The sequence below is a fragment of the Prosthecobacter sp. genome (assembly GCF_044227185.1).
In the GTDB taxonomy this organism is placed as follows: Bacteria; Verrucomicrobiota; Verrucomicrobiia; order Verrucomicrobiales; family Verrucomicrobiaceae; genus Prosthecobacter.
Genome location: NZ_JBGAFO010000022.1, coordinates 1 through 24,900 on the forward strand (window position 1 = coordinate 1; position 24,900 = coordinate 24,900).

Sequence of the window (24,900 nt, forward strand, 5' to 3'; positions counted from 1 at the left end):
TTTGGCTGGCTGTCTCCCTACGGTCGGCTCCTTCGGACTCAGCCTCACGGCTGACGCCCTTGCCTTTCAGCTAGCACTTCCCCTTGCCGGGTGTGCGGCGGACTTGAACCGCCAAGTGAGTGCGCCCTGCCGGGCGCACGTAGCAAAAAGGGCAGGACTCGCGTCCTGCCCCTTCGTGATTTGTCTGGATACCGCGCTACTCCAGCGGCGGAGTCGGCGGCGCCTTCACCGGCTTCGGCGCCGGAGCCAGAGCGGGTGCCGGTGTCAGGGCCGCAGGCGCGGCGGCATGGTCGCCATGATTTTCCCCATGATGATCGTCATCATGGTTATCGTCATTCTCGTCGTGCTTGTCCTCACGCGGGTCATGCCCCTCGTGATGCTCCATTTCGTGATGCTCCGTCACACCCTTCAGGTGCGTCTTGAACTTCCGGTGGCGCTGGCGCTCCGGCAGCGGGCTGAGCTGCATGTTGATGTTGCGGCCCGCCATGCGCGGATCCTGGTCCACATGCCCCATGGTGATGAGGTCTTCCTTGATCTTCTTGGCAAGCTGGTGCCCCAGCTCCTGATGCGCCATCTGGCGCCCGCGGAACTGCAGCTGGATGCGCACCTTGTGCCCTTCCGCCAGGAAGTCTTCCGCGTGCGTGATCTTGATCAGGTAGTCATGCGGGTCGATGCCGATGCGGAATTTCATCTCCTTCACCTTGCCGCCCTTCTGGTGCTTGTGGGCCTCCTTCTTGTGCTTCTCCTGAATGTACTTGTACTTGCCGTAGTTGACGATCTTGCACACCGGCGGCTCGGCGTTCGGCGCCACTTCCACCAGGTCCAGCCCGCGCTCCTTGGCGATGCGGATGGCCTGCGCTGTGGGCAGGATGCCGAGCTGATGATGCCCGTCCTCTTCAACCACACGCACCTTCGGCGCACGGATGCGCTCATTCACGCGCGTCTGATCCACGAACCGGCCGTTCGGGCGGTCACGTCCGCCCGGCCGATTGCCACCACCAGGACGATAGCCACCGCTGTTCGATCCTTGATAACCACCTGCGGGACGCGGAGGGCCGGAGGGTCTGGGGGCTCCCATGGGAGGGCCTGCTGGACGCGGTGCTGAATTGGGCGGGCCGCCTTGACCTGCCGGCCTCGGTGGGCCGCCTGTGCCTTGATTTTGCTGGGGACGTGGCGCAAAACTGCCGCCGCTCAACTGCTGGAATGGATTGCTTATGGGATACCTCCGGGTGTGTTCGAAACTCCAGGCAGCCCTGTTCCGGCCACCTGGAAAATTGTTGGGAAAAGACGCGCTGAAAAAAACATCATATCAGCACAGACTCGATTCCGGCATGCACGCGCCTTCCGCCTCCCGATCATGCGGGGTGTGTGGACGCGACAAAGAAAAAATCATGCGGAAAAAGTCAGATAAAAAAGCGCTCTCAGTGGAAAGCCGCTGGCGGAGCCGTGGACTCAAACGCTGCGCATAGGTAACGACTTTCATCCGATTCATCAAGCCGATTTATTCTCCCCGACCCATTCTTAGTGGTCTTTGCCACAGACCCGGCACATGAAGCGGTTCCCCCGCTCAGGAATTTCGTAGCTCTTCCCTCCGCAAAACGGACACCTTACCGGCACGCAGTTCCGCACAAACCACCGTGTGGCCATCGCAGCCGCCAGCCCGCCCACCATCATCGTCACCAGCGGCGGAATCTGGTGGTGCTCCAGCCAGCGCCAGATCAGCCCCACGAAGCCGCAAAACGCTCCGAATGCCACCACCGGCCCGAAGAAGCTGAGTACAAAATGACGCGAGGAACTCATCCGAATCAGGTACTCATCACGCCATCACGGCATTCTGCAAGCCCTCACGCATCACTTTCAGCGGTGCCGGCCGGTCAAACCAATGCTCAAATGAAATCGCCCCCTGGTGCAGCAGCAGGGAGAGACCATCCACCGTTTTCGCTCCTGCACGCCGCGCATCCGCCAGCAGCGGCGTCTCGCCCCCGGCACGATAAACCATGTCAAAGACGAGATGCCGCGCCTCCAGCGCATCCCCGGGCAGCAGCCTGCCATCAGTAGGCTTCATGCCTAGTGATGTGGCATTTACGATGAGGTCGCTGTTCCCCATTTGATTCGCCAGATGGACATCATCCATCTCGATGGCTTCCACAGCGCCTGCCTTGCCCGCCCTGCTTGCGGTGCCCACTGACTTCATCACATCGCGAATTTCAAACATGACACCGACGGCCTTTTCATGGGTGCGATTCGCCAGAACGATATTGCTGCAACCCGCCAGAGCACACTGCACCGCCACCGCCCGCCCTGCCCCGCCTCCCGCCCCAAGGATCAGCACCCGCAGATCCTTCACCTCCACGCCAAAGGCCTCCTTCACACTGCGCAGAAAACCGGGGCCGTCGCTGTTGTAGCCGTGCAGCCTGCCCTCACGAATCGCCAGCGTGTTCACCGCGCCGAGCTGTTTCGCCAGAGGGTCCAGCACATCCACCGCATCCAGCGCTTCAAACTTGTGCGGAATCGTGATGTTCACGCCGAGAAAACCACAGGCGGCGAACTGCCGGAACGCCTCCGCCACACGCCCCACCGGCACCTGCACCCGGATGTACTGCGCCTCGATTCCGCAGGCCTGCAGCGCGGGATTGTGCATCTGCGGACTGCGCGAATGCGCGATCGGATCTCCGATCACCGCCAGCCGCGCCGGCGGCGTGAAGCGCCCGGCCACCGCGTTCCAGTTCATCAAGTCTTCGTATGATAAAAAATCTCCCACGCGCCAGACATGCCCCGGAACCACGGGCTGTCAAAGCGGCCCGCAATTTTCCCGCTCGACATCCCGTTCCATCCGCGCTGCATTCAGCTCTCTCGTTTTCCCCAACCACCCACCCCTCATGCGCCTCTTCCTTCCCCTGCTCACCCTCGCCGTCTCCGCGGCCCTGTTCTTCGCCCAGGCAGCCGATACCGCCGTCAAGCCTCTGCGCGTGCTCATCGTCGCCGGCGGCTGCTGCCATGACTATGAGAAGCAGCACCAGGTGCTCAAAGACGGCATCGAAGCGCGGCTGAACGCCATCGTCGATGTGGCCTACAACCCCGACAAATCCACCAAGGCCACCTTTGCCATCTACAAGGCCAAAGACTGGGCCAAGGACTTCGACGTCATCGTACACGACGAATGCAGCGCCGATGTGACCGACCCCGCCTACGTGGGCGCCATCCTCGAAGCCCACAAGGCCGGCAAACCCGCCGTGAATCTGCACTGCGCCATGCACAGCTACCGCTGGGGAAACTTCCGCGAGCCCGTGCAGCCCGGTGCCGACAATGCCGGCTGGTATGAAATGCTCGGCCTCCAGTCCACCGGCCACGGCCCGCAGCAACCCATCGACATCACCTTCACCGACAAAAACCACCCCATCACCCAGGGCATGGAAGACTGGACCACCATCAACGAGGAGCTCTACAACAACGTCCAGATCCTCACCGGCAAGCCCCTTGCCAGCGGCCACCAGATCGTGCCGCCGAAGGCCAAGAAAGGCGAAACCCTCCCGCCCGATGCCAAGCCCACCGAAGCCACCAGCGTCGTCGCCTGGACCAATGAATACGGCCCGAACAAGACCAGGATCTTCTCCACCACCATCGGCCACAACACCGCCACCGTCAGCGACGCCCGCTACCTCGACCTCGTCACCCGCGCCATCCTCTGGACCACCGGCCACATCAACGAAAACGGCAAGGCCGAGCCGGGGTATGGCAAGTAACCCCGCCTCAAAATGAATCCCCTTCGCATTCGCCCCGCTGTTCTCGCCTGGCTGCTCATCGCTGCCCCCGCCTTCGGCGGCGAGTCGATGCTGACCGTCACCTACCAGCCGCTGGATGGAATGGGATCCGGCTCCATCGTGATTGCCGAAGTCACCTGTCATGACTGGTATGCCACGAGTGGCATGGCCACTCAGATCGGCCTGATCTCCGCACGCAACGTTCCCCCCACCAACAATCTGGAGCAGGCCAGGAACGACGTGAACCTGGCCTCTCTGTGCGGGCTGCGCTTTGAGGCCAGTGATATCGGCAATCGCACCGCTCCGCTGGGCCTGAAACTGGATGCGACCAAGTTTTCCGTCCCAAAAAGTGCCAGCGGCACGCCCGAGGAAATCATCAGAGCCTCCCTGGAGTGCCTGCGCCGCTGCCTTCCCGCAAAACTCCGCACCACCCCTGTCACCCTTTCTTGCCGTGACAGTGACAAGGAGTGGCTCCAGAAGATCGTCTCTGAATTCAACGCGCACGACCGCACCAAGGTCTTCTTCATTCCGCACACCTGAGGCTGCTTCCACCTCAACGGACAACGACCGCCACCCAAGGAGTGCAAAAGAGGATTCGTCTTCCTCATTGCATGCTCGCAGGCAGCGCGGACGTATCCTCCCGGTCCCCGCTTCCCACCACCGCCCATGCGCCGCTTCATCATTCCAGCACTCCTGCTCTCCATCTCCGTCTCTGCCTACGGCGACCCCGGCCACTCCGCCAATGGCGAAGCCTTCAATGAGGGGCCGCGCCAGGCCGCCGTTTTCATTCCCGGCTGCGGCGATGCCGTGCACTTCACCATCAGCACCAGGAACGCGGACGCGCAGAAGTTTTTCACCCAGGGCGTGGGCCAGCTCCACGGCTTCTGGTACTACGAGGCGGAGCGCTCCTTCCGCCAGGTGGCGGCGCTGGATCCCGACTGCGCCATGGCCTACTGGGGCATGAGCATGGCCAACGTGAACAACGAAAGACGCGCCAGCGCCTTCATCAAAAAAGCCACGCCCCTCAAATCCAAGGCCACACCGCGCGAGCGCCAGTGGATCGCCGCCCTGGAAAATCTCTACCGTGACAACGACAAGCGCGACAAGAAGCAGAAGAGCCTGGACTGCATCCGCGACTTCGAAGCCCTCGTGCAGGACAATCCCAAGGACACCGAAGCCAAAGCCTTCCTCATCTGGCGCATCTGGTTCTCCCGCGAGGAGGCCCCCATGTCCAGCCTCCAGGCCGTGGATGCGCTGCTGGATCAAGTCTTCGCCGCCGAGCCCACCCACCCCGCCCACCACTACCGCATCCACCTCTGGGACCAGACCAAGCCCATCCGCGCTCTCAAATCCGACGCCCAGTGCGGCCAGTCAGCCCCCGGCATCGCCCACATGTGGCACATGCCCGGCCACACCTTCTCTAAATTGAAGCGTCCGGACGACGCCGCCTGGCAGCAGGAGGCCAGCACCCGCGTGGATCACGCCTACATGATCCGCACCTTCATTTTGCCGGATCAGATACACAACTACGCCCACAATGAAGAGTGGCTGACCCGCACCTACAACGACCTCGGCCGCGCCAAAGACGCCGAAGCCCTCGCCCGCAGCCTCATCGCCATCCCCCGCCATCCCACTTACAACAACCTCGAAAAGCCCTCCACCTCAGCCAGCTACGGCCGCACCCGCCTCATCGACACGCTCATGAAGTGGGAGCACTGGAAAGAAGTGAAAGCCTTCACCGCCGCCCCCGTCGGCGTAGCCGCCCATGACATCTCACGCCTCTGGGCCCGCGGCATCGCCTGCTACCAGCTCGGAGACTCCGCCTCTCTGGCCGCCGCCCTGAAGGATCTGGAAGCCGTATCCACCGCAGCCCCCAAGCCCCCCGAGCCCAAAGCCGGTGAAAAAGTGGCCGCCAAAGCCGCTGACAAACCCGCCGAAAAAAGCGCCGACAAGCCTGCTGACAAAACAGTGGCCGGAGCCCAGAAACCAGCCGCTCCACCCACCACCAAAACCTCTTCATCATCAACCACCACCACCGCCTCCACCGACAGCAAACCCAAGCGCACGCCCCGCCCTGAAGTGAAGGCCAAAGCCAATGCCATCGCGGAACTCACGGCGCTCGTGGCCCTGGCCAGCAAAGACGGCTCCGTGCGCCGCGCGGAAACTCATAAGCTGCTCTCCGACCTCAAAAGACTCGACGTGCCCAAAGAGCGCCTGGCGCGCTACTGGCTGACGCTGGATGACAAGGTGCAGGCCGAGGAAATGACCCGCAGCTTCACCTCCGATCTCGTCGGCCTCGCCATCAAGACCGAAATCCTGCAGGCCTGCGGCAAAACGGAAGAAGCCAGGAAAGTCTTCGAAGAAGTGCGCAAGCAGGCCTTCGCCATGGACCGCGACCTGCCCATCGCCAAACGTCTCGACACACTGGCAAAAACCTTCGGCATCCAGGGCAACTGGCCCGCCCCCGCCCCGAAGCGCACGGACAGCGGCGTGCGTCCGGAAATCACCACCCTCGGCCCCGTGCACTGGCACGCTCCCGACGCCCCCGTTTTCGAAGCCCTCACCCTCGAAGGCAAACCGGTCAAAAGCACCGACTTCACCAGCAAAAAGCCCACACTCTTCCTCTTCTATCTCGGCCACGACTGCGGCCACTGTGTGGAGCAGATGCAGGCCTTCGCCAAAGCCGCGCCAGATTTCGACAAGGCCGGCATCCAGCTCGTCGCCGTGACCATCGACGACCCCAAAGCGGCCGCAGGCATTCGCCCCAAGCTCGGCCTCAAAGACGGCCAGCCCCTCCCCTTCCCCCTCCTCAGCGATACCAGCCTGAAAGCCTTCAAAGCCGTCCGCTCCTACGACGACTTCGAAAAGGAAAGCCTCCACGCCACCCTCCTCATCGACACCCACGGCAAACAACGCTGGCAGGACATCAGCTGGGAGCCCTTCAAAGACACCAAGTTTGCGCTGGAAGAGTCGAAGCGGCTCCTCACCTCAGAAAATTGAATGAAGCAGGCCGGATGGCTGTCTGCCACCTTACTTCCAGACAGCCATGGTCTTTTTATACCACTCCCGGCGTTCCGCGATTCCCGTCTGGCCACCGTTGATCAACTGGGTGATCTTGGTGATGTTGTCCGCATCAGCCCACTGGTTGCAGCCTTTCGCCTTCCACTCTTCAGCAGCGATCTTCAGCGTCACTCCGGCTGAAGACGCCAGATCAGGGTTGCCGATCAGATCAGCCTTCACCAGAGCGCCATATTTCCCGTAGTCCTCGCGGCCGGTCACCTGCATCAGACCGCGGCCGATGAAACGCCAGCCATCGCCCGACGCTTCATTGCCATTGCCCATCCGGCTGGCATAGACGTGGTTGGCCAGTTTCTCGGGATTATGTGCGTAAGGCTGCGCTGATTTCAGAGTGGGAAAGCGGCTCGGCCACACCACCATCATCCGTTCTGCGCTGTAGTTCATGCTTTCGATCAGAATGGTCAGCCCTCCCGACTCATGCAGCACCTGCGCCATGAAGTGCCGCAGCCGGAGCTTCGTATCGTTGATGCCGTAGGGCGCGAGGACTGCGTCTGCAGCTGCGAAGGCCTGCTGGTAAACAGATTTGGCATTCGGCGCGAGAATTTTGAGCTGGTCGTTGGTGATGGAGATCATGACAGGTGGGTGGGAAGTAAAAGTGAAAGAGGCGGGGGGGCTCAGAGGGGAGGCTCATCATACGAGTTTCTTCAGCGAGACGCGCAGGGCTCCGATCCTGGCGTCTTCGCCCGGCTTCTCCTCTCCCAGAGCCTTGAGCTGGTCTGCGATCTCCTGCTTGTTCTTTTTCAATTGCTCTTCAGGGCTGAGAGGAGCCGCGGAAGGATTCCCCGACGCGTCGGATGTGCTCTTGCCATCGCCGGTGCCGCTCGCGCCTTTCTCCGTGATTCCCTTGGACACCAGATAGGAACCAGAGCTGATCCCCAGCAGCATAAGAATGCCCGCCGGAATCTCAGTGGGAAAACGCGGCCTCGTTCCGTCGCCAACGATCACAAGGAAAAGTGACATCGCTATTACAAAGGTGAAAATGAAAAACTGAAACCTGGAAAAGCTCGCGTCACGGCTTCCTCCTTCACTGAACAGCCGCGACATGTCGATCTTCCCGATCCATATCTGCCAGAGAATTGTCAGACCAGCCAGCCCCACCAGCAGGCAGAGCATCCAGCCAATGGTGAGAGTCAGCACACTCATCGTAAGCAGCGGATTGGATGTGAGATAGGCTACAAGCGCAAAAAGCCCCGCAATAAGCAGCACGAGAATAAGCATGGACCGATTGTTGTTCATGGAGTGTTGGGTGTGAAATGCCGTTACAATATCCGGTTCGCTAACGCACCGGCCTTGGTGGTCAGATAGAGCACCTGGCTGCCGCCGATGAGCGCCAGGGCTTCAGGAGGGACTTCGGGAAATTGCGCCGCCTCCCCGGCGGTGGCCGTCTGCGTCAGCATGTGCATGGCAACTCCCAGGGTGCACAGCAGGGCCTGCACCCGCACTGGGCTGACCTCGAGCCCGCGCTCCTTGTCTGCCAGCAGGCCCTTCAGCCTGATCTTTCCGGTGAACATCTGCCAGACCATGAGGGCGACTGCCGCACAGAAAAACAGGCGCACTTCCAGAATGGCGAATGACAGCAGCGATTTCATGATTTCAGAGCCAGGGTCATGGGCGGGCGGGCGCGTGATTGGAGCGGTGGTTCTTCACAGGAGGGCGTCGTCAGGCGCCATCATCTTTTTTCGGGACGCCGTTCAGCGACGCCATGTTTTCAAATTTCTTCAGCCCCTCGCTGAGCCGCCGCGCATGCGTGGTGGTGGCCGCGTTCAGCTGCTGCTTCAATGCTTCCGGAATGCTGGCCCTGGTGACCTCCTTTTGGATTTCAGCTATGGCCTGCTGAGACTGCACCAGGTGCTGCTCGGCCTCTTTCTGCACCGTCTCAGTCTGCTCCCGGGCAACCTGCACTTTCCCAGCGTTGTTGCGGGCCAGGTAAAAGCTTGCTCCGGCGGAAACCACCGCAAGGCTGATGCACATCTGCATAAACCGTTTGATCAGATCAGGAACCCATCTGGGGGTTTCAGTCGAAGCCTTCGAGATCAGGGTGAAGCTTCCCAAGACGCCCAGGACGCAAATTGCACCGCAGCCGATGTTGGCGAGCTGCACGACTGTCTCAGCCGGATAGCCAAAGATAGTGCTCGATTCAGTCATAAGGAGAAAAGAGGTGAGAGTCCCTGGCTCAAATGCCGCCATCATCCATTGGGAGGAAAGGACCATCTTGTTTGCCAGAAGAGTCCTGTCCCGTCCTGATCAGATGCCTTGAAGCCATTAAGCGATGCACCTCAATTCAAGCCAGCAACTCATACAATAACAAACTTTTTATTAATCTTTGTGATAGATAATCACGACCTGATGGCAGGATAACTGCTTATTCTAAAGACTGTAAATTTCATCTTTTGAGACCCAATTTCCAGAGAAACACGCCTGATTGGATTTTTAAAACACGTCTCTTAAGGATGCCTGGAGATGAGATATCCTCAGCAATGCGCCCGGAATGACAGGGCACGCCTGAAGCCATGAGCAGGGTGTGGCCAAAGGCGCCTCTGCTGAAAAAGCCTCATATTCCCGCCGGACCCCTGCAGGGCCCGCAGTGATTCGCGTATTTTTCTCCTGCCCGCACCGTTGCCGGGCGCGCTTTTAGCAGCTAAAGGCGGAGCATGATTTTCTCTCGTGTTTTTCTCCGGGGCGTGGCGGTGCTGAACGCTCTCATTCTGGCGGCGTGCGAACTGCCCGCACCGCAGCCTGCGTATCAGCCCGCCCAGATGGCCCAGCCCCAGCAGGCTTATCAGCAGGGCCCCTTCATGCTCGGCATTGATGTTTTGGCCTCGCGAAACTTTGACCTCATCCGCGGCAAGCGCGTCGGCCTCATCACCAATCAAACCAGCATGACTGGCCGCGGCGAGCGCACCCGCACCGTCATGCAGCGTGCCCTGGGTCCCAATCTCGTCGCCCTCTACGCTCCGGAGCACGGCATCGATGGCACCATCGGCGCGGGGCTGCATGTCAGCACACGGCGGGACAACGTGACGGGCCTCACCGTCTATTCCCTCTACGGTCCCACGCGCAAACCCACTCCGGCCATGCTCGCGCCCATCGACGTGCTCGTCTTTGACCTGCAGGACATCGGCTGCCGCAGTTACACCTACATCAGCACCATGATCGTGGCCATGGAGGCCGCGGCGGAGTGCGGCAAGCAGTTCGTCGTTCTTGACCGCCCGAACCCCCTCGGCGGCTGGCGTGTAGAGGGGCCGCCACTGGAGTCCAAATGGAAATCCTTCGTGGGCCAGATCCCCGTCCCCTACGTGCATGGCATGACGGCGGGTGAACTCGCCATGATGGCCGGCGCGCGCGGCTGGATGGCACGCACGCCGCGTCTGGACGTGGTGAAAATGCAGGGCTGGAACCGCGGCATGACCTGGCAGGACACCGGACTGCACTGGTATCAAACCTCCCCGAATATCCCGCACGCCACCTCACCCTTCTACTACGTCGCCACCGGCATCCTCGGCGGCGCCACCTCGGTGGACATCGGCATCGGCACGGAGAACCCCTTCGGCTATGCCGGCGGCAGCGGCGTGAATCCGCAGGCGCTGTACGCCTACTGCCAGCGCCTCAATACTCCGGGCGTCAGCTTCTCTCCCTACTCCAAAGACGGCTTCGGCGGCGTCCGCCTCAACATCTCCCCGCGCGCCACCGCGGACATCACCGCGCTGGATGTGCTCCTGCTGGCCGAGATCAACCGCCAGACCGGTGGCAAGGTCATCGGCCGCATGAGCGGCTCCAAGCTCAATCTCTTCAACAAAGTCTATGGCAGCGAGTCCCTGTATTCAGACCTCCGCCGCGGCGTGCCCGCCACCAGCATCGTCGCCCGCTGGCAGGGCTACAATCAAAGCTTCCGCTCCCAGCGCCAGCGCTTCCTGCTCTACCCCTGACCCTGACCCCGCCAGCGGTAGCCCACGCCGCGCACCGTCTCGATGATCTCCTCGCTCTCGCGCTCGATCTTCTTGCGCAGCTTCGCGATGTGCTGGTCCAGCGTGCGGCTCTCCGGCATGTAGTCCAGCCCCCAGCACACATCCAGCAGTGTGTCCCGGCTCAGCACCTGTCCGGCACGCTCATGCAGCAGTTTGAGAATGGAAACTTCCCGTGGCGAGAGATCCATGCTCTCCTCATCCCGCTGCGCCCGCAGCTCGGCGGGAAACACCCGCAGCGCGCCCAGTTGAAATCCGCTCTCCGTCGGCGCCTTCACCGCGCGCGTGCGCCGCAGCGCCGAACCAATGCGCGCGATGAGCTCATGCTTGCCGAACGGCTTGCGCACAAAATCATCCGCCCCCAGCCGCAGCCCCACCACCACATCGATCTCCTCGCTCTTCGCCGAGAGAAAGAGAATGGGCACGCCCGCATCCACCGCGCGCACACGGCGGCACACCTCGTAGCCGTCCACACCGGGCATCATGATGTCCAGGCACAGCAGGTCCGGCTTGTGCTTCTGCCAAAGCGCCAGCGCCTCCCCGCCATCACGCGCCAGCAGCGTGCGAAATCCCTCCGGCTGCAGGCACGCGGCGAGGCTTTCGAGAGTCACGGGATCGTCATCGGCGAGGAGAATCGTCATGGAGGAAAAAGTGGTTGGCGAGAAGACAGTTCTGAATGGTTGTGGCCAATGACGAAACCAGAATGATGAACGACGAATCCGAAGGACGGCGTGAACTCCCCACGCGTCAAATATTCGCTCTTCTGATCTGCAATCAGAGTCATTCGAGTTAGGTCATTCCTTCGTCATTCGCCATTCTGGTTTCGTCATTCGAACGTTCCTTCATTCGATCCGCGTTTTCCAAAAGCACGCACAATTCAAAGCACGCCCCCTTCTCCCCCGGCAGCAGCTTCAATTCACCGCCCATCCTCCGCGCCAGATCCCGCGCGATGCTGAGGCCCAGCCCCGCACCGCTCACGCCTGCCCGCACCCGGTCATCCACACGATAGAACGGCTCAAAGATCCGCTCCACTTCACCGGCCGAAATGCCCGGCCCGCCATCCTGCACCGTCAGCCTGAACCCCTCCCCGCTCTGCCGCGTATGCACCGTGGCCGCGGCACCCGGCGCATACTTCTCCACGTTGGAGAGCAGATTCGCCGTGATCTGCGCCAGCGCATCCGCATCCAGCACGGCCTCGGCCTTCTCCCCTTCGTGCGTGCATGTCAGTGTGATCCCACGCCGTAGCAGGGCCGGCTCAAACTGCCGCACAATGCCCGCCACCACCTCCGCAGGCACGCAGGGTGCGGCGTTCAGCCTCAGCCGCCCCTCCTCCCGCCGCGAAAAAGTCAGCACGTTTTCGATCAGCCGGCTCAGCCGCCCCGCCTCCTCGCGCACCAGGGAAAAACGGCTTGTCGCCGCGTCCGGCACCGCTTCCTCGATCACATCCAGATTGAGCAGGATGTTCGTCATCGGCGTGCGCAGTTCATGGGACACACGGTTCACAAACGACACCCGCTGCTGCGCCAGCCCTGCGGCGCGGCGCTGCTGCGCGCTCAGCCCGATGCCCAGCCCCGCCACCAGCAGCGCCAGCGCCAGAGAACCCGCCAGCGTCGGCACGTGATACGTCCCCTGCACCTGCCTCTCGTCCCAGGAGAGAATCTGCCACACACCGAAGCGTGAGACCACCGGCACCAGCATGTCTGGTTCGTGGGCTGGCGGCACCCCGGCTATCTCCAGCGTCTTGCCATGGGCATCCTGCACCGCATCAGGCCCGCCCAGTTTCGCCACAGATAAAAAGCCCTCCTCCAGCCAGTTCCGGAAATGCCCTGTCATGGCCGTCTCCACCGCCTTCGGATCAATGATCAAAATCACCGCTGTCCCCAGGGTCTGCACATAAAACATCAGCGGCTTCCCCGGTTCTTCGATCCAGCCGGAGCTCTTCCCTGCGGGATCGGCAAACAGCATCCTCGACTCCAGCAGCACGCGCGGGCGTGGAATGCCCCGATGCTCCTTCTCCAGAGTCGGCTCCGGCAGCGGCGGGCTTGCCGGAAAGCCCAGGTTCAACTGCGTTTCCGGGTTCGCACTCTTCCAAAACAGCCACGCCACATGCTCCACACCCTCGATGTTTTCCGCCAGCCGCCGGGCCGTTTCCGGGTCCCGCCATGCCTGCGCCAGAAGCTCGCCCGTGCTCTGCAAATGCGTCTCGTACAGCTCCTCCAGTTTGCGCGCCTCCGCCTGCATCCGGGCCCCCAGCACGCGCTGCGCCTGCAGATCACGCTGCCTCCTCACCTCCACCTCCCGCCGGGACACCAGCACACCCCCGGCGGCGATGCAGGCCGCAAGCACGAGCATCATGCCCAGCACCATGCCCGCACTGGAAACTCGGTGGCTCTCGTGGGTGTCGCTCATTGCAAATTCACATCCATAAACACCAGCCACACGCGTTCCTCGTCCTTGTGTTCGTTCACCCCCGTGGCTCCCGGCGGGTTCAGCGTGCCGATCAGCGCCGTGGTGCCAGGCATCTGCGTGTACTCCGTGCTGAGCGTCTGACTCGAAAACACCGGCAGCTCCAGGTAGTGCTCGTTCCAGTTCCTGTCTTTCAGATTTCCCGTCATGCGCACATGCTCAACGGTCACCGTCATGCGCACAAAATTTCCGTCTTCCGCAAGCACCGGATCCAGGTCGATGCGAAACCCAAGGTCGCGGCTTTCGAGCGCCATCGGCTCCGGCCCGCCCGGCGCTTTCAGCGTCGTGGGTTTCGGAGCTTCTGCCTCTACTTCTGTCAGCGAAGGCGGAGGCATCTCGCTGCCATAGGTGTAGCGCTCGCCCGATTGATGCACGGCATGCACTCCGGAGACCGTGCACGTCGTCGAAACATGCTCCAGCACCGCCTGCTTCCCCGCCAGCAGCGGCTTCAGCTCCGCCAGGCAGGCCGCGCCATCCGCCGCATGCTTCTGGAGCAGCGCCCTTGCCTTCGTGCGGTCCAGCGAGATCACCCGCGCAGTCATTCTCACCGTGCCCGTGCGTGGGGGCGCGGGCGCTTTCGGCGCCGCCACTTCCACCACCTGCGGCGTGGCAAACACCAGCGTGATCGCATCCCCCTGCGCATCACTGAGCGTGGAAAGCAGTGCGGGCACGCCAGGAGCCAGCCGGCAGTGGGACTGGCCTTTCTGAAAAAAACACTCCGCCACCGGCACTCCCGGCAGGGTGCTGTCTGCCTTGGTCAGGCGCAGTCCCTGGAAGCGCCCCCTTGAGAAGCACTGGACAAAATCCAGCCTGCCACCCTCTTCATTCAAGGCGGGCTCAAGCTCAAACAAATCCCCCAGCAACTGCATGTCGAAGGCGCTCGGATATTGAAGGCCCTTGCTGTCGGCATCTCCCCAGTGGGTCACGTCGATCAGCTCATCCACGCATGCCACCCGGCTGCGCGCGCCGCTCTGACCCAGGATCAGGTGGCAGCCATCCAGCTTCGCCCTCCCCGCCGTCACGGCGGCCCGCACCCGCTCGTGAAGTTTGGCATGGCCCTCCGGCGCATCCAGCAGCATCGCGTAGTCTGTCTTTGAAAGCGTGCAGGTCTCCACCAGGCAGAGAATGTTTTTCGCTGCCGCCACCGCCCCACCCGCCCGCGGTTGATCCTGCGCGGCCAGCAGCCCCGCACATGCCAGAGAGAGACAGAGGAGAAGTTTCATGGTGCGGGCAGAGGGCTTTTCAATCAGCGCCAGGGTTCAACCACCTCTGTTCATTCCGAGATCACATCCATAAACAGCAGCCACATGCGGCCCTCATCCTTGTGCTCATTGGCACCGGTGTCTCCGGGCGGGTTCATCGTCCCGACCAGCGCCGTGGTGCCAATGACCTGCGCGTAGCCCGTGGTGATCTTCTGGCACGAAAACAGCGGCACATCAGGATAATGCTCGTTCCAGTTCTTGTCCTTCAGGTTGCCCGTCATTTTGACGAATTCAGGCGCCAGGGTCACCTGGGCCACCACGCCGTCCTCGCTGCGCGTCGGTTCCACCTCCAGACGAAACCCCGTGCCGCGGCTCTCCGTGGCAGTCGTCCCCGCCAGCCCCTCAGGCCGGGCCTCAGCCGCTGCTTTTTTCACATCATTGCTCCTCTGCACCAGCGCATTCGCGGTCGGGGGCGCATACTCCGTCCCATAGGTGTAAAGCACGCCCGACTCATGCACGGCACGCACGTTTGACTGCGTGTTGATCGTGGCGATGTGCTCCAGCGTCGCCTCCTTGGACGCCAGCAGGGGCTTCAGCGCCGCCAGGCATGCCCCGCCCTCCATCGCATGCGCTTTGAGCAGCTCCCAGCCCTTCATGCGATCCAGCGAGATGACGCGGGCCGTCAGCACCAGGTTGCCCCTGCCAGAATGAGCGGCCGCCTTCGGCTCGGGCAGGGTGATGAGCTGCAGGGTGGCAAACACCAGCGTGACGTCTCCCGCCTTTTCATCCTTCAGGGTGCTGAGAAACGTCGGAATGCCGGGGATCACCCGGCACGTGGATGAGCCCTGGCGCAACAGCATGTCCGTCACGGGAATGCCCGCCAGCGTGCTGTCCGCCTTGAACAGCCGCAGCCCCTGCAGCCGGTCCCGCGCAAACACCTGGGTCACGTTCAGCGCGCCGCTGCCTTCCTCCAGGGTCGGCTCAAATTCAAAATGGTCTCCCAGCTGGTGCATCTCAAACGCCGTGGGATATTGAAAGCCGGTGCGGTCCGCCTCGGTCCACTCCGTCGGGTAGATCAGCTCATCCGTGCTGTCCAGCGTGCTGCGTGTGTTGGGGTGGGTCACCACCAGATGGCAGCCATCCAGCCGCACCTTGCCCGCTTTCACCCCCGCCACCAGGTTCGTGTAAAGCTTGTCATGCCCGCCCGGCGCATCCAGCAGCGCGGCATAGTCCGCCTGCGGCAGCGTGAAGGTCTCCACGAAACAGGGGACGTTTTGCAGTTCCGCCGCCACCGCCGGACCGTCCGCGGTCGCCGGTGCGGGGGCCGCAGCCGCCGCCTTTTTGTCCTTCACAAACGGGTCCTTGGGCGCCTCCTGCCCGGTCAGCAGGCTGGCAGTGGCGAAGAGAAAACAGAGGCAGAGGTGTGGTTTCATGGTGCCGCCACACTGGCGCACCGGCCGCGCCTTGCGTCAACGCTGCATGAACGGAGTGTAAAACTTCTGTCAAAAAGACCAAATCCGTGCTTATGGCTGTGCGTTAGCTACAAACAACCATGGAAGACCTCGAAATCGCCCGCGCCTGCGCCCTTTACGCCGATGACAAAAAAGCGGAGAACATCCGCATCCTGGACCTGCGCGGCCTCTCCCCCATCTCCGACTACTTTGTACTCGTCACCGCCATGTCCACGCCGCAGCTCCGCGCCGTGCGCGATGAAATCGTCGAGCGCATGAAGGAGGAGCACCGCATGCCCCCCACCGTCAAAGACGGCAATTTCGAAAGCCAGTGGATCATCCTCGTCTATGGCAGCGTCATGGTGCACATCCTCACTCCGGAGAAGCGCGAATTCTACGCCCTCGAAGAACTCTGGGGCGACGCCCCCGAACTCGCTCTCACCGCCGAGGCCCCGCCGCCCGAACCCAAGGAGCCAAAGCCCAAGGCCGTAAAGAAAAAAGCCGTCGCCAAAAAGACCGCTGCCAGGAAAGCCCCCGCCAAAAAAGCCGCGAAGAAAAAGTAGCTCCCCCGTCAGTACGATAGACACTCCTGTCTGTCGATCAGCGCCCCCGCCAAAATCCCGGCTCCCGCACTGCCCCTCACCAACGCCACATCAAAGGCATGGGCCTCCAGCGCGTCCGTCTCGGAGCAAATCGTAAACCCACCCGCCAGCGAAAGCGCTGATCAACGGGCAGGAGCCCCCTCGTACCTTCTCCGCACAGCCCCCAAGCCGCAGGCTTGCACTGCGCCCCCGCATTCGCTAAACAGCGGTCATGTCCGCCCGCACCCTGCTCGTTCTCGTCTCCTGCGCCCTGAGCGTCATCACCGGCCTCGTCATCGCCCGCGGCGGCACAGGCCTCACCGCAGCGCGCCAGCGCCCGCTCATCGGCCTCTCCATGGACACCCTCAAAGAAGAACGCTGGCAGGAGGACCGCGATCTCTTCACCGCCAAGGTCAAGGCCGCAGGCGCCGATGTGATGGTACAGTGCGCCAACAGCGATGACGCCGCCCAGCTCCAAAACGTCGAGAGCCTCATCACCCAAAAAGTCGATGCCCTCGTCATCATCCCTCACAACGGCGTCGCCATGGCCAAGGCGGTCAATCTCGCCCATCAGGCCGGCATCCCCGTGCTGTCTTACGACCGCCTCATCACCGGCTGCGATCTCGACCTCTACCTCACCTTTGACAATGTGAAGGTGGGAGAGCTCCAGGCGAAATTCCTCACCGACCGCATGCCTCAAAACGGCAGGCTGCGCCTCATCCGCATCTACGGCGCCAAGACCGACAACAACGCCAGACTCTTCAAACAAGGTCAGGACAACATCCTCCAGCCCCTGATCGCCGCCGGCAAGGTGGAGGTCGTCTTTGAAGACTGGGCCGAAGACTGGAAACCCGAAAGCGCCAAGAAGATCACCAACGCCGCCATCACCAAAAACGGCCCCAACTTCGACGCCATCCTCGCCAGCAACGACGGCACCGCCGGCGGCGCCATCCAGGCCCTCACCGAAGAAGGACTCGCCGGCAAGATCCTCGTCACCGGCCAGGACGCCGACCTCGCCGCCTGCCAGCGCATCGCCCAGGGCACCCAGGCCATGACCGTGTACAAGCCCATCCAAAGCATCTCCACCGTCCTGGTCGAGCTCGCCTTGAAACTGGCCCAGCGAAAACCCATCGTCGCCAAAGACTCCACCTCCAACGGCCACACCGACGTCCCCTCCGTCCTCATCAACATCATCCCCGTCACGAAGGAAAACCTGCGCGACACCGTTGTGAAAGATGGCTTCCACAAAGAGGCCGAAGTTTTCCAGCCCACCCAGCCATGATCCTCAGCGCGTACAACATCACCAAACGCTTCCCCGGCGTCACCGCCCTGAAAGACGTCTCGTTCGATCTCAAAGAAGGCGAAATCCACGCACTCTGCGGCGAAAACGGCGCGGGCAAAAGCACGCTGATCAAGCTCCTCTCCGGCATTCACCCACACGGCAGCTACGAGGGCCGCTTTGATGTGAATGGAGAAGAGGCAAAGTTTGCCACCATCAAAGACGCGGAGAAAGCAGGCATCGCCGTCATCTACCAGGAGCTCGCGCTGGTGGAGGAAATGACCGTCGCGGAAAACATCTTCCTCGGCCGCGAGCCCCGCCGCTGGGGCGTCTTCATCGACTGGCCGCGCATGTATCGCGAAGCGCAGGCATTGCTGAACCGTTTCAAAGTGAACCTCGATCCCGCAGCCCCCGTGCGCACGCTCGGCGTCGGGCAGAAGCAGCTCGTCGAAATCATCAAGGCCCTCGCCAAGAATTCCAAGATCCTCATTCTCGACGAGCCCACCGCCGCTCTCGCCGAACACGAGGTGCTGATCCTTCTCGACATCCTGCGCGATCTCCGCCAGCGCGGCATCGCCAGCATCTACATCTCTCACAAGCTCGATGAAGTCTTCGGCGTCGCAGACCGCATCACCGTGCTGCGCGACGGTTCCACCGTGGGCACCAAAGACGCCGCAGACACCAGCAAGGCCGAAGTCATCCGCCAGATGGTGGGCCGTGAACTCGGCGATCTCTTCCCCCGCCGCACCACCCATCCGGGAGAAGTCATTCTGCGCGCTGACTCCCTCAGCGTGGCCGATGCGGAAACCGGCGCCACACGCCTGCAGGACATCAGCTTTGAGCTCCGCGCCGGCGAAGTGCTCGGCATCGGCGGCCTCATGGGCGCCGGGCGTACAGAGCTCCTCATGCATCTCTTCGGCGCCTGGGGCCGCCCTGTTTCCGGCAGTGTCAGCTTGAATGGACAGCCTCTCTCCGGTCTCACGCCCGAGACCATCATTCAGCGCGGCCTCGTGCTCGCCTCCGAAGACCGCCGCCGTTACGGCCTGCACCTTGAGCAGGAGATCGGCTTCAATCTCTCGCTCTCCTCCCTCGGCGCCGTCACGCGTGGCGGATTCATCCAGCGCAATGCCGAAATCCGCCGCAATCAAAGCATGTTCGCCTCCCTCCGCGTCAAGGCCACCGGCCTCGAAGCCATCGTCGGCAGGCTCTCCGGCGGCAATCAGCAAAAGGTCGTGCTGGGCAAGGCCCTCCTCACCGAGCCCACCGTCATCCTGCTCGATGAACCCACCCGCGGCATCGACGTCGGCGCCAAGCTGGAGATCTACGAGATCGTCAATCAGCTCACCGCCGCGGGCAAAGCCGTCATCCTCGTCTCCAGCGAGCTCCCCGAGCTCATCGGCATGAGCGACCGCATCCTCATGCTCAATGAAGGCCGCGTCGGCGGCTCCTTCACCCGCGCCGAAGCCACCCAGGAAAAACTCATGGCCGCCGCCATGGGCCACGCGGGGTGAGGTGAAGCCTCTATGGAGCGCGGGCCTCGGAGGCTGATCTTTACCCACAAAGGTGAAGATAGAAATTGTACTCTGGCGGTGAAGGCTATCTTCGGGCGGGTGTCCACTGCATCCGACTGTCCTTGTCCGCCCTTCCAAGCAACGCCCGATGGGCGGCCCAGGAGCTTGGCTCCGTTGAGCTGGGGGATGCGCGCAGCAGCCGGCGGGTGGTCAAAGTCTTCACTCAAATGCTCAACTCTCCCGGCAAATCCATCCCCCAGTGCTCGCGCAGCGTGGCCGAAGCCAAGGCCTTCTACCGTCTGCTCGATGTGGAGGAGCTCACCGAAACCGTGCTCTTTGAAGTCCACCGCCAGGCGGTGCTGCGGCGTGCTCAAAGCAGCGGCTGCGGCGTTCTGCTGGCCATCCAGGACACCACGGCGTGCAACTTCAACACCCATCATTCGCTTGAAGGCCTGGGCTCGATCTCCAGCAGCAAGGTGCGTCCGAGCATCGCCGGGCTGCATGTCCACAGCACCTTGCTGAGCTCCGCCGACGAGGATGCCGTCTTTGGCCTGCTGGGAGCCAAGTTTTACGCCCGCAAGCCGCCGGGCAAAGGGCGGAAAGTGGGTGCGCGCAACCGCGAGCCCATCGAGAGCAAGGAAAGCATGCGCTGGCTTGAGAGCCTGGAGCTGGCCGGCCAGGCCCGGCAATGGCTTGAGTCCGCATCTGAGAGCTCACCGGCGCAGCCCCCGCTCATTGTCAGCGTGGGGGACCGCGAGGCGGACATTTACGAGCTGCTGGCCGAAGCGCAGCAGCACCGTGAGCAGGGGCTTGGCCTGCTGGTGCGCTCACAGCACAACCGCAGCCTGGAGGGCGAGGAGGCGCAGATGTGGCAGCACCTTGCAGAGAGCGAACAGGCAGGCAGCCTCACACTGCATCTGCCGCGCAGCCAGGGAGAGAAAGCACGCGAGGCCACGCTGAGCGTACGCTTTGCCGCCGTGACACTGGCCGTGCCGGTCAAAAAGGCGAAGTATAGGAAGAAGGACACGCCGGTGGAGGCCCGCGTGGTGGAGCTGCGCGAGCAGGATGCGCCAGCGGGCAAAGGTGTTTGCTGGCGGCTGCTGAGCACGCTGAAGGTGGACACACTGGAGCGAGCGCTGGAGCTGGCGCGCTGGCATGCCAAGCGCTGGCAGATCGAGGAGTTCCACCGCATCCTCAAAACGGGCTGCCGGGTGGAGGCGCGGCAGATGCGCAGCCTGGAGCGGCTGCGGCCGATGATGGCGCTGGACATGCTGGTGGCGTGCCGGATCATGGGCATGAGCGCAGGAGCGCGGCAGAGCCCGCAGGACCCGGCCACAGACTGGCTCGATGAGGATGAGATCAACGCGCTGGAAGCGTATGAAAGTGAGGGGAAGAAGCCGGCAAAAAATAAAAATGCGCCGCCGATGAGCCTGGGAGCAGCAGTCAAAAGCATCGCGCGCCTGGGCGGTCACCTCGGTCGTAAAAGCGACGGTCACCCCGGAGCACAGGTCCTCTGGCAGGGGCTCACCAAGCTCGACACAATCACCGCTGTCTGGCGCAGGCTTCGCACCCAGCAGACTTATGGGTAAAGATCAGCCCGCAGCAGGTGGCAAACACCTGTGAGGATGACCATGGTTCTACGTGGGTGGCAAACGGCGCGGCGTTGAGAAGATTTGGAAACGTGGATGTGCATAGCCAACGCTGATCCTGAGCAGCAGCGCTGGGAATATGCGCAGCATGAGGTATGGCGGAGCGCTGCAGGGTCGGAGGCCCGCGCTCCTGGATTGCACACCTCCCCACTTTTCTTGCAAAGACTCCCCGTTTCCTTCGTTCGCACATCACACTCATCCGCACGCATTCGAGCTTCCGTCATTCATTCGTCATTCCTCATTCTGATTTCGTCATTCCATCCAGCCATGCTCCGCTCCCTCCTCGCCTCCTTGCTGCTCGCCTCCGCCGCCAGCGCGGCCCAGCCGCCAAACATCGTCTTCATCTTCTGCGATGACCTCGCCTACCAGGCCATCAGCAGCTACGGCGACCACCGCAAGCTGCTCGACACACCCAACATGGACCGCATTGCCAGGGAAGGCATGCGCTTTGATCGCTGCCTCGTCACCAACTCCATCTGCGGCCCCAGCCGTGCCGTCATTCAGACCGGCAAGTACTCCCACGCCAACGGCTTCTACAATAACAGCAACAGCAAGTTCGACAGCAGCCAGCCCACCTTCCCCAAGATCATGCACGAGCACGGCTACCAGATGGCCATGATCGGCAAATGGCACCTCATGACCGATCCCGTCGGCTACGACTACTGGAACGTCCTTCCCGGTCAGGGCGCCTACTACAACCCGCCCATGATCGACAACGGCAAGCCCGTGAAGCATGAAGGCTACGTCACCGACATCATCGGCGATCTCACCCTCGACTGGCTCAAGCAGCGGGACAAAACCAAGCCCTTCATGATGATGTGCCAGCACAAGGCCCCCCACCGCGAGTGGGAGCCGCCCCTCCGCCTCCTGAACTTTGACAACGACCGCGTGTATGAGGAGCCTGAGACCCTCTTCGACAGCTACTCCGGCCGCAGCAAGGCCGTCAGCGACCACGACATGGGCATCGACCGCACCATGACCGACCGTGACACCAAGCTCGTCACCCCCGGCAATCTCAACGAAGAACAAAAGAAAGCCTGGGACGCCTACTACCAGCCACGCAACGCCAAGTACCGCGAAGCCGCTCCCGCCGGCCGCGACCTCGTCAAATGGCGCTACCAGCGCTACATGCACGACTACCTCGCCTGCGTGAAGGCCGTGGACGAAAACGTGGGCCGCGTGCTCGACTACCTCGACAAAGAAGGCCTCGCCGAAAACACCGTCGTCATGCTCAGCAGCGATCAGGGCTTCTACCTCGGCGAGCACGGCTGGTTCGACAAACGCTGGATCTTCGAAGAGTCCCTGCGCACGCCCTTCATGGTGCGCTGGCCCGGCGTCATCAAGCCCGGCACCGTGAACAACAAAATCGTCAGTCTCATCGACTTCGCCAGCACCTTCCTGGACATCGCCCAGTGCCCCAATCTCCCGGACGTTCACGGCCGCAGCCTCGTCCCTCTCTTCAAAGGCGAAGCCCCCGCCGACTGGCGCAAATCCTTGTACTACCACTACTACGAGTACCCCGTGCCCCACCACGTGCGCCCGCACTACGGCGTCATCACCGACCGCTACAAGCTCATCCACTACTACAAGCCCGACGTCGATGATTGGGAGCTCATGGACCGCGAGAAAGACCCGCTCGAAGTGAAAAGCTTCTACAACGACCCCGCCTACGCCGACACCGTGAAGGAGCTCAAAGCCGAAATCCTCCGCCTCCAGGCCGAAGTCAAAGAGTCCATGCCCCCGCCCCGCTACGCCTACGGCAACAAAGCCTTCGAAGGCGAAGCCAATCCCCCTGTCCAGCCGCAGGGCCAGGGCAAAGGCAAAGGCGCCGGAAAGAAAAAAGCGGGAGCCAAGAAGGCAGAATAGTCGCGCACGAAGCTGGCGGCAGCAAAGTAGCCTTGTTGCTGTGCAACAAGGGTCAGCTCCGTCACACCCACATTCCACGCCATTCCCGCGCTCCTGCCCATGGCGATGCGCCGCATGCTCCACAAGAACAGGGCGAACCTCACCGCCACATCGTCTTGCCCGCTACACCTTCACCCGCTTCGACATCGACGGACACAGTCCCGATGCCTTCGCCGCCGTCTCCTCGCTGCCTTTGAGGAAAAAATGCAGCACTCCCTTTGGGTCGCAGAACCACACCTCTTCAGCACCCGCCGCAAAGTAAAGTTCACGCTTGTTCTCCATCTCCTGCCGGGTGTTCCCAGGCGACACCACTTCAACACAAATCTCCGGCGCGATCGTCAGCACATCGTCCTTCAATCCACGCTTCACCCGGCTCTCCGAGATCCAGGCTGCATCGGCACCTTTGATGCCATCGCTTGTCAGCACGGCGCATTCAGTGAGCGCACGCCCCCCCGTTCATGAGCACCTTGAGGAGATGACCGATTTCCAATTGAAGATTGGAATGAGTGAACCCAGGTGTCGGCATCATGACGATGTGTCCGTAGCGGTTGGTTTCGATCCGGCCCGGCAGTTGTCTCAGTCTCGGATCGGCGGACACCTTCCTCCAGCGCTGCAGATGGAACGCGGTGGCATTCTTAATGCGGGGGATCCCAAGCAGCGCCGCCATGATGTCAGAGGGTAGTGGTTCGCGGACTTGCCTTCAACCCGAAAACTTGGGTTGAGGAAATCTCAATCTCTGTCCCGCCACGGCCCTGATCTCACCGCCACATCGTCTTGCTCACATACCACTCCACCATCTGCGGGCCGTAGAAGAGCCACAGCACCGCCGCCATCGCCAGATACGGGCCAAAGGGAATCTTCGCGCTCCATTCCGCCTTGCCCAGAATCCGTGGCACCGTGGCAAACACGGTCCCCAGCACGGACGCCGCGAAAATGGTGAAGAGCACCGCCTGCCATCCGCAGAAAGCTCCGATCATCATCAGAAACAGCACATCGCCAAAGCCCATCGCCTCCCGCGGTATCACCACCTGCGTCACCGTCCCGCGCAGCGTTTTCACTCCTTCCAGGGGAAACTCCTCACCGCCCTCCTTGTCCGCGGCCTTGGACTTCACCAGCAGCTTTTCCATCCACATCACCGCCGTCACATCGCGCCAGGTGCGGTCGTTCACCTGCAGCTCCTCGCAGGTGACCACCATATGGTCGGAGTCGCGGTATCCATAAATGTCCTCCCACGCCATCTTTTTGGCTCCGATCGAAACGACCGGCGGCGTCTCCTCATCCTCCTGCACCACGCTCCATTTCACCGGCCCGTCCAGCCACTCGCTGCCCATGAATTTCCCCGCCAGCCGGCACATCGCAGGCGAGGCAGACTTCAGAAAGCCCGGCTTCTGCCGGTGGTTCACCTTGCCAAAGGCCAGCTTCCCCAGCTCCACAATGATCCACAGCAGCCCCAGCCCCAGCGCGGCGCTGGCCAGCGAGATCAGCAGCCCGCGCAGATGCGTCGTTTCTCCCACCAAAGCCGGCACCCACCAGGAACACAGCACGCCTGCCACCGCCCCGCCCACGGTAATCGTATGCGGCAGAATGAAGTGGTCGATGTCAATGAACGTCCCCGAGATAAGCAGGCTCATGAACACCCACAGGCACAGCACCTGCAGCCCCCACAGCTTGATCATCGGCCAGGGATTGCCACCCGCCGCGTACTCCGCGCTCACCTTCATGAAGACCATGTAAAACATCACCCCCGTCAGCAGCTCCACCAGAAAGTACCTCACGGAAATCCGGCTGCCGCAGTTCGCGCACTTGCCCCGCAGCAGCAGCCAGCTCAGCAGCGGAATGTTCTGCCACATCGGGATCTGGTATTTGCAGGAGGGGCAGAAGCTCCGCTTCGGATTGTTCACCGAAATGTCCAGCGGCAGCCGGTAGATGACCACATTGAGAAACGAGCCGATGCCCGCCCCCACGTAAAAGGCCAGGCAGTGCAGCAGGGTGTTGAGAATTTGGAAGCGCATGAAAAGTGGCAGAGTTTGCAAACTTGGCCCGCCGTGCGTGAAT

The 24,900-nt window shown here is 62.1% G+C and carries 23 protein-coding genes; 9 read left to right on the forward strand and 14 right to left on the reverse strand.

What is annotated here, in order from left to right:
* Nucleotides 1–196: 196 nt before the first annotated feature.
* The 3 genes from infC to aroE form a co-directional block, all read right to left on the reverse strand.
* A complete protein-coding gene (infC, locus tag ACILSQ_RS30810) occupies nt 197–1,078 on the reverse strand; it encodes a translation initiation factor IF-3 (protein WP_395747551.1) in 882 nt (293 codons plus the stop codon).
* Nucleotides 1,079–1,521: 443 nt separating this feature from the next.
* Nucleotides 1,522–1,800: a hypothetical protein gene (locus ACILSQ_RS30815; RefSeq protein WP_395747552.1), complete on the reverse strand. Its 279-nt coding sequence runs from the start codon at nt 1,798–1,800 to the stop codon at nt 1,522–1,524.
* A gap of 16 nt (nt 1,801–1,816) precedes the next feature.
* Nucleotides 1,817–2,731, reverse strand: coding sequence for a shikimate dehydrogenase (gene aroE / locus ACILSQ_RS30820; RefSeq protein ID WP_395747553.1), 915 nt, complete (start codon nt 2,729–2,731; stop codon nt 1,817–1,819).
* Between the two features lie 148 nt (nt 2,732–2,879).
* Between aroE and ACILSQ_RS30825 the strand changes: the two genes are divergently transcribed.
* The 3 genes from ACILSQ_RS30825 to ACILSQ_RS30835 all read left to right on the forward strand — a co-directional run bounded on the left by ACILSQ_RS30825 (nt 2,880) and on the right by ACILSQ_RS30835 (nt 6,761).
* A complete protein-coding gene (locus ACILSQ_RS30825; RefSeq protein ID WP_395747554.1) occupies nt 2,880–3,743 on the forward strand; it encodes a ThuA domain-containing protein in 864 nt (287 codons plus the stop codon).
* Nucleotides 3,744–3,755: 12 nt separating this feature from the next.
* Nucleotides 3,756–4,301 carry a hypothetical protein gene (locus tag ACILSQ_RS30830; protein WP_395747555.1) on the forward strand — a complete coding sequence of 182 codons (546 nt, stop codon included), beginning with the start codon at nt 3,756–3,758 and terminating at the stop codon, nt 4,299–4,301.
* Nucleotides 4,302–4,427: 126 nt separating this feature from the next.
* Nucleotides 4,428–6,761 (forward strand): redoxin domain-containing protein, encoded by a 2,334-nt coding sequence (locus tag ACILSQ_RS30835; protein WP_395747556.1) that lies wholly within the window; start codon nt 4,428–4,430, stop codon nt 6,759–6,761.
* A 30-nt stretch (nt 6,762–6,791) separates the two neighbouring features.
* Here ACILSQ_RS30835 and ACILSQ_RS30840 read toward each other — a convergent pair whose 3' ends face one another.
* From ACILSQ_RS30840 to ACILSQ_RS30855, 4 genes are all read right to left on the reverse strand, one after another.
* Entirely contained in the window at nt 6,792–7,412 is a 621-nt protein-coding gene (locus ACILSQ_RS30840) for a glycoside hydrolase family 19 protein (protein WP_395747557.1), read from the reverse strand.
* 57 nt (nt 7,413–7,469) lie between these two features.
* On the reverse strand, nt 7,470–8,075 hold the full coding sequence (locus ACILSQ_RS30845; protein ID WP_395747558.1) for a hypothetical protein: 606 nt from the start codon (nt 8,073–8,075) through the stop codon (nt 7,470–7,472).
* Between the two features lie 23 nt (nt 8,076–8,098).
* Nucleotides 8,099–8,428 carry a hypothetical protein gene (locus tag ACILSQ_RS30850; RefSeq protein WP_395747559.1) on the reverse strand — a complete coding sequence of 110 codons (330 nt, stop codon included), beginning with the start codon at nt 8,426–8,428 and terminating at the stop codon, nt 8,099–8,101.
* Nucleotides 8,429–8,498: 70 nt separating this feature from the next.
* The gene (locus ACILSQ_RS30855) at nt 8,499–8,984 is read right to left on the reverse strand and encodes a hypothetical protein (protein ID WP_395747560.1); all 486 of its coding nucleotides are present in this window, start codon (nt 8,982–8,984) and stop codon (nt 8,499–8,501) included.
* A gap of 506 nt (nt 8,985–9,490) precedes the next feature.
* Here ACILSQ_RS30855 and ACILSQ_RS30860 point away from each other — a divergent pair.
* A complete protein-coding gene (locus ACILSQ_RS30860; RefSeq protein WP_395747561.1) occupies nt 9,491–10,765 on the forward strand; it encodes an exo-beta-N-acetylmuramidase NamZ domain-containing protein in 1,275 nt (424 codons plus the stop codon).
* Here ACILSQ_RS30860 and ACILSQ_RS30865 read toward each other — a convergent pair.
* From ACILSQ_RS30865 to ACILSQ_RS30880, 4 genes are all read right to left on the reverse strand, one after another.
* Nucleotides 10,756–11,442, reverse strand: a complete 687-nt coding sequence (locus ACILSQ_RS30865; RefSeq protein WP_395747562.1) for a response regulator transcription factor — start codon at nt 11,440–11,442, stop codon at nt 10,756–10,758. The two genes, ACILSQ_RS30860 and ACILSQ_RS30865, sit on opposite strands and share 10 nt — an antisense overlap.
* Nucleotides 11,443–11,590: 148 nt before the next feature.
* The gene (locus tag ACILSQ_RS30870) at nt 11,591–13,210 is read right to left on the reverse strand and encodes a sensor histidine kinase (protein WP_395747563.1); all 1,620 of its coding nucleotides are present in this window, start codon (nt 13,208–13,210) and stop codon (nt 11,591–11,593) included.
* Nucleotides 13,207–14,490 (reverse strand): hypothetical protein, encoded by a 1,284-nt coding sequence (locus ACILSQ_RS30875; RefSeq protein WP_395747564.1) that lies wholly within the window; start codon nt 14,488–14,490, stop codon nt 13,207–13,209. Before ACILSQ_RS30875 ends, ACILSQ_RS30870 begins: the two co-directional genes overlap by 4 nt.
* Before the next feature lie 50 nt (nt 14,491–14,540).
* Nucleotides 14,541–15,902 carry a hypothetical protein gene (locus ACILSQ_RS30880; protein WP_395747565.1) on the reverse strand — a complete coding sequence of 454 codons (1,362 nt, stop codon included), beginning with the start codon at nt 15,900–15,902 and terminating at the stop codon, nt 14,541–14,543.
* 119 nt (nt 15,903–16,021) lie between these two features.
* Here ACILSQ_RS30880 and rsfS point away from each other — a divergent pair, with 119 nt between their 5' ends.
* From rsfS to ACILSQ_RS30905, 5 genes are all read left to right on the forward strand, one after another.
* On the forward strand, nt 16,022–16,483 hold the full coding sequence (rsfS, locus tag ACILSQ_RS30885; RefSeq protein WP_395747566.1) for a ribosome silencing factor: 462 nt from the start codon (nt 16,022–16,024) through the stop codon (nt 16,481–16,483).
* A gap of 250 nt (nt 16,484–16,733) precedes the next feature.
* The gene (locus ACILSQ_RS30890) at nt 16,734–17,783 is read left to right on the forward strand and encodes a sugar ABC transporter substrate-binding protein (protein ID WP_395747567.1); all 1,050 of its coding nucleotides are present in this window, start codon (nt 16,734–16,736) and stop codon (nt 17,781–17,783) included.
* Complete coding sequence (locus ACILSQ_RS30895) at nt 17,780–19,291, forward strand: sugar ABC transporter ATP-binding protein (RefSeq protein WP_395747568.1); 1,512 nt, start codon at nt 17,780–17,782, stop codon at nt 19,289–19,291. Before ACILSQ_RS30890 ends, ACILSQ_RS30895 begins: the two co-directional genes overlap by 4 nt.
* 122 nt (nt 19,292–19,413) lie before the next feature.
* Entirely contained in the window at nt 19,414–20,880 is a 1,467-nt protein-coding gene (locus ACILSQ_RS30900) for an IS4 family transposase (RefSeq protein ID WP_395747569.1), read from the forward strand.
* 327 nt (nt 20,881–21,207) lie between these two features.
* Nucleotides 21,208–22,806, forward strand: coding sequence for a sulfatase (locus ACILSQ_RS30905; protein WP_395747570.1), 1,599 nt, complete (start codon nt 21,208–21,210; stop codon nt 22,804–22,806).
* A 162-nt stretch (nt 22,807–22,968) separates the two neighbouring features.
* Here the strand turns inward: ACILSQ_RS30905 and ACILSQ_RS30910 are convergent, their stop codons facing one another.
* The 3 genes from ACILSQ_RS30910 to ACILSQ_RS30920 form a co-directional block, all read right to left on the reverse strand.
* Complete coding sequence (locus tag ACILSQ_RS30910; protein ID WP_395747571.1) at nt 22,969–23,271, reverse strand: Uma2 family endonuclease; 303 nt, start codon at nt 23,269–23,271, stop codon at nt 22,969–22,971.
* A gap of 7 nt (nt 23,272–23,278) precedes the next feature.
* On the reverse strand, nt 23,279–23,512 hold the full coding sequence (locus tag ACILSQ_RS30915; RefSeq protein WP_395747572.1) for a hypothetical protein: 234 nt from the start codon (nt 23,510–23,512) through the stop codon (nt 23,279–23,281).
* A gap of 91 nt (nt 23,513–23,603) precedes the next feature.
* On the reverse strand, nt 23,604–24,857 hold the full coding sequence (locus ACILSQ_RS30920) for a prepilin peptidase (protein WP_395747573.1): 1,254 nt from the start codon (nt 24,855–24,857) through the stop codon (nt 23,604–23,606).
* Nucleotides 24,858–24,900 lie beyond the last annotated feature (43 nt).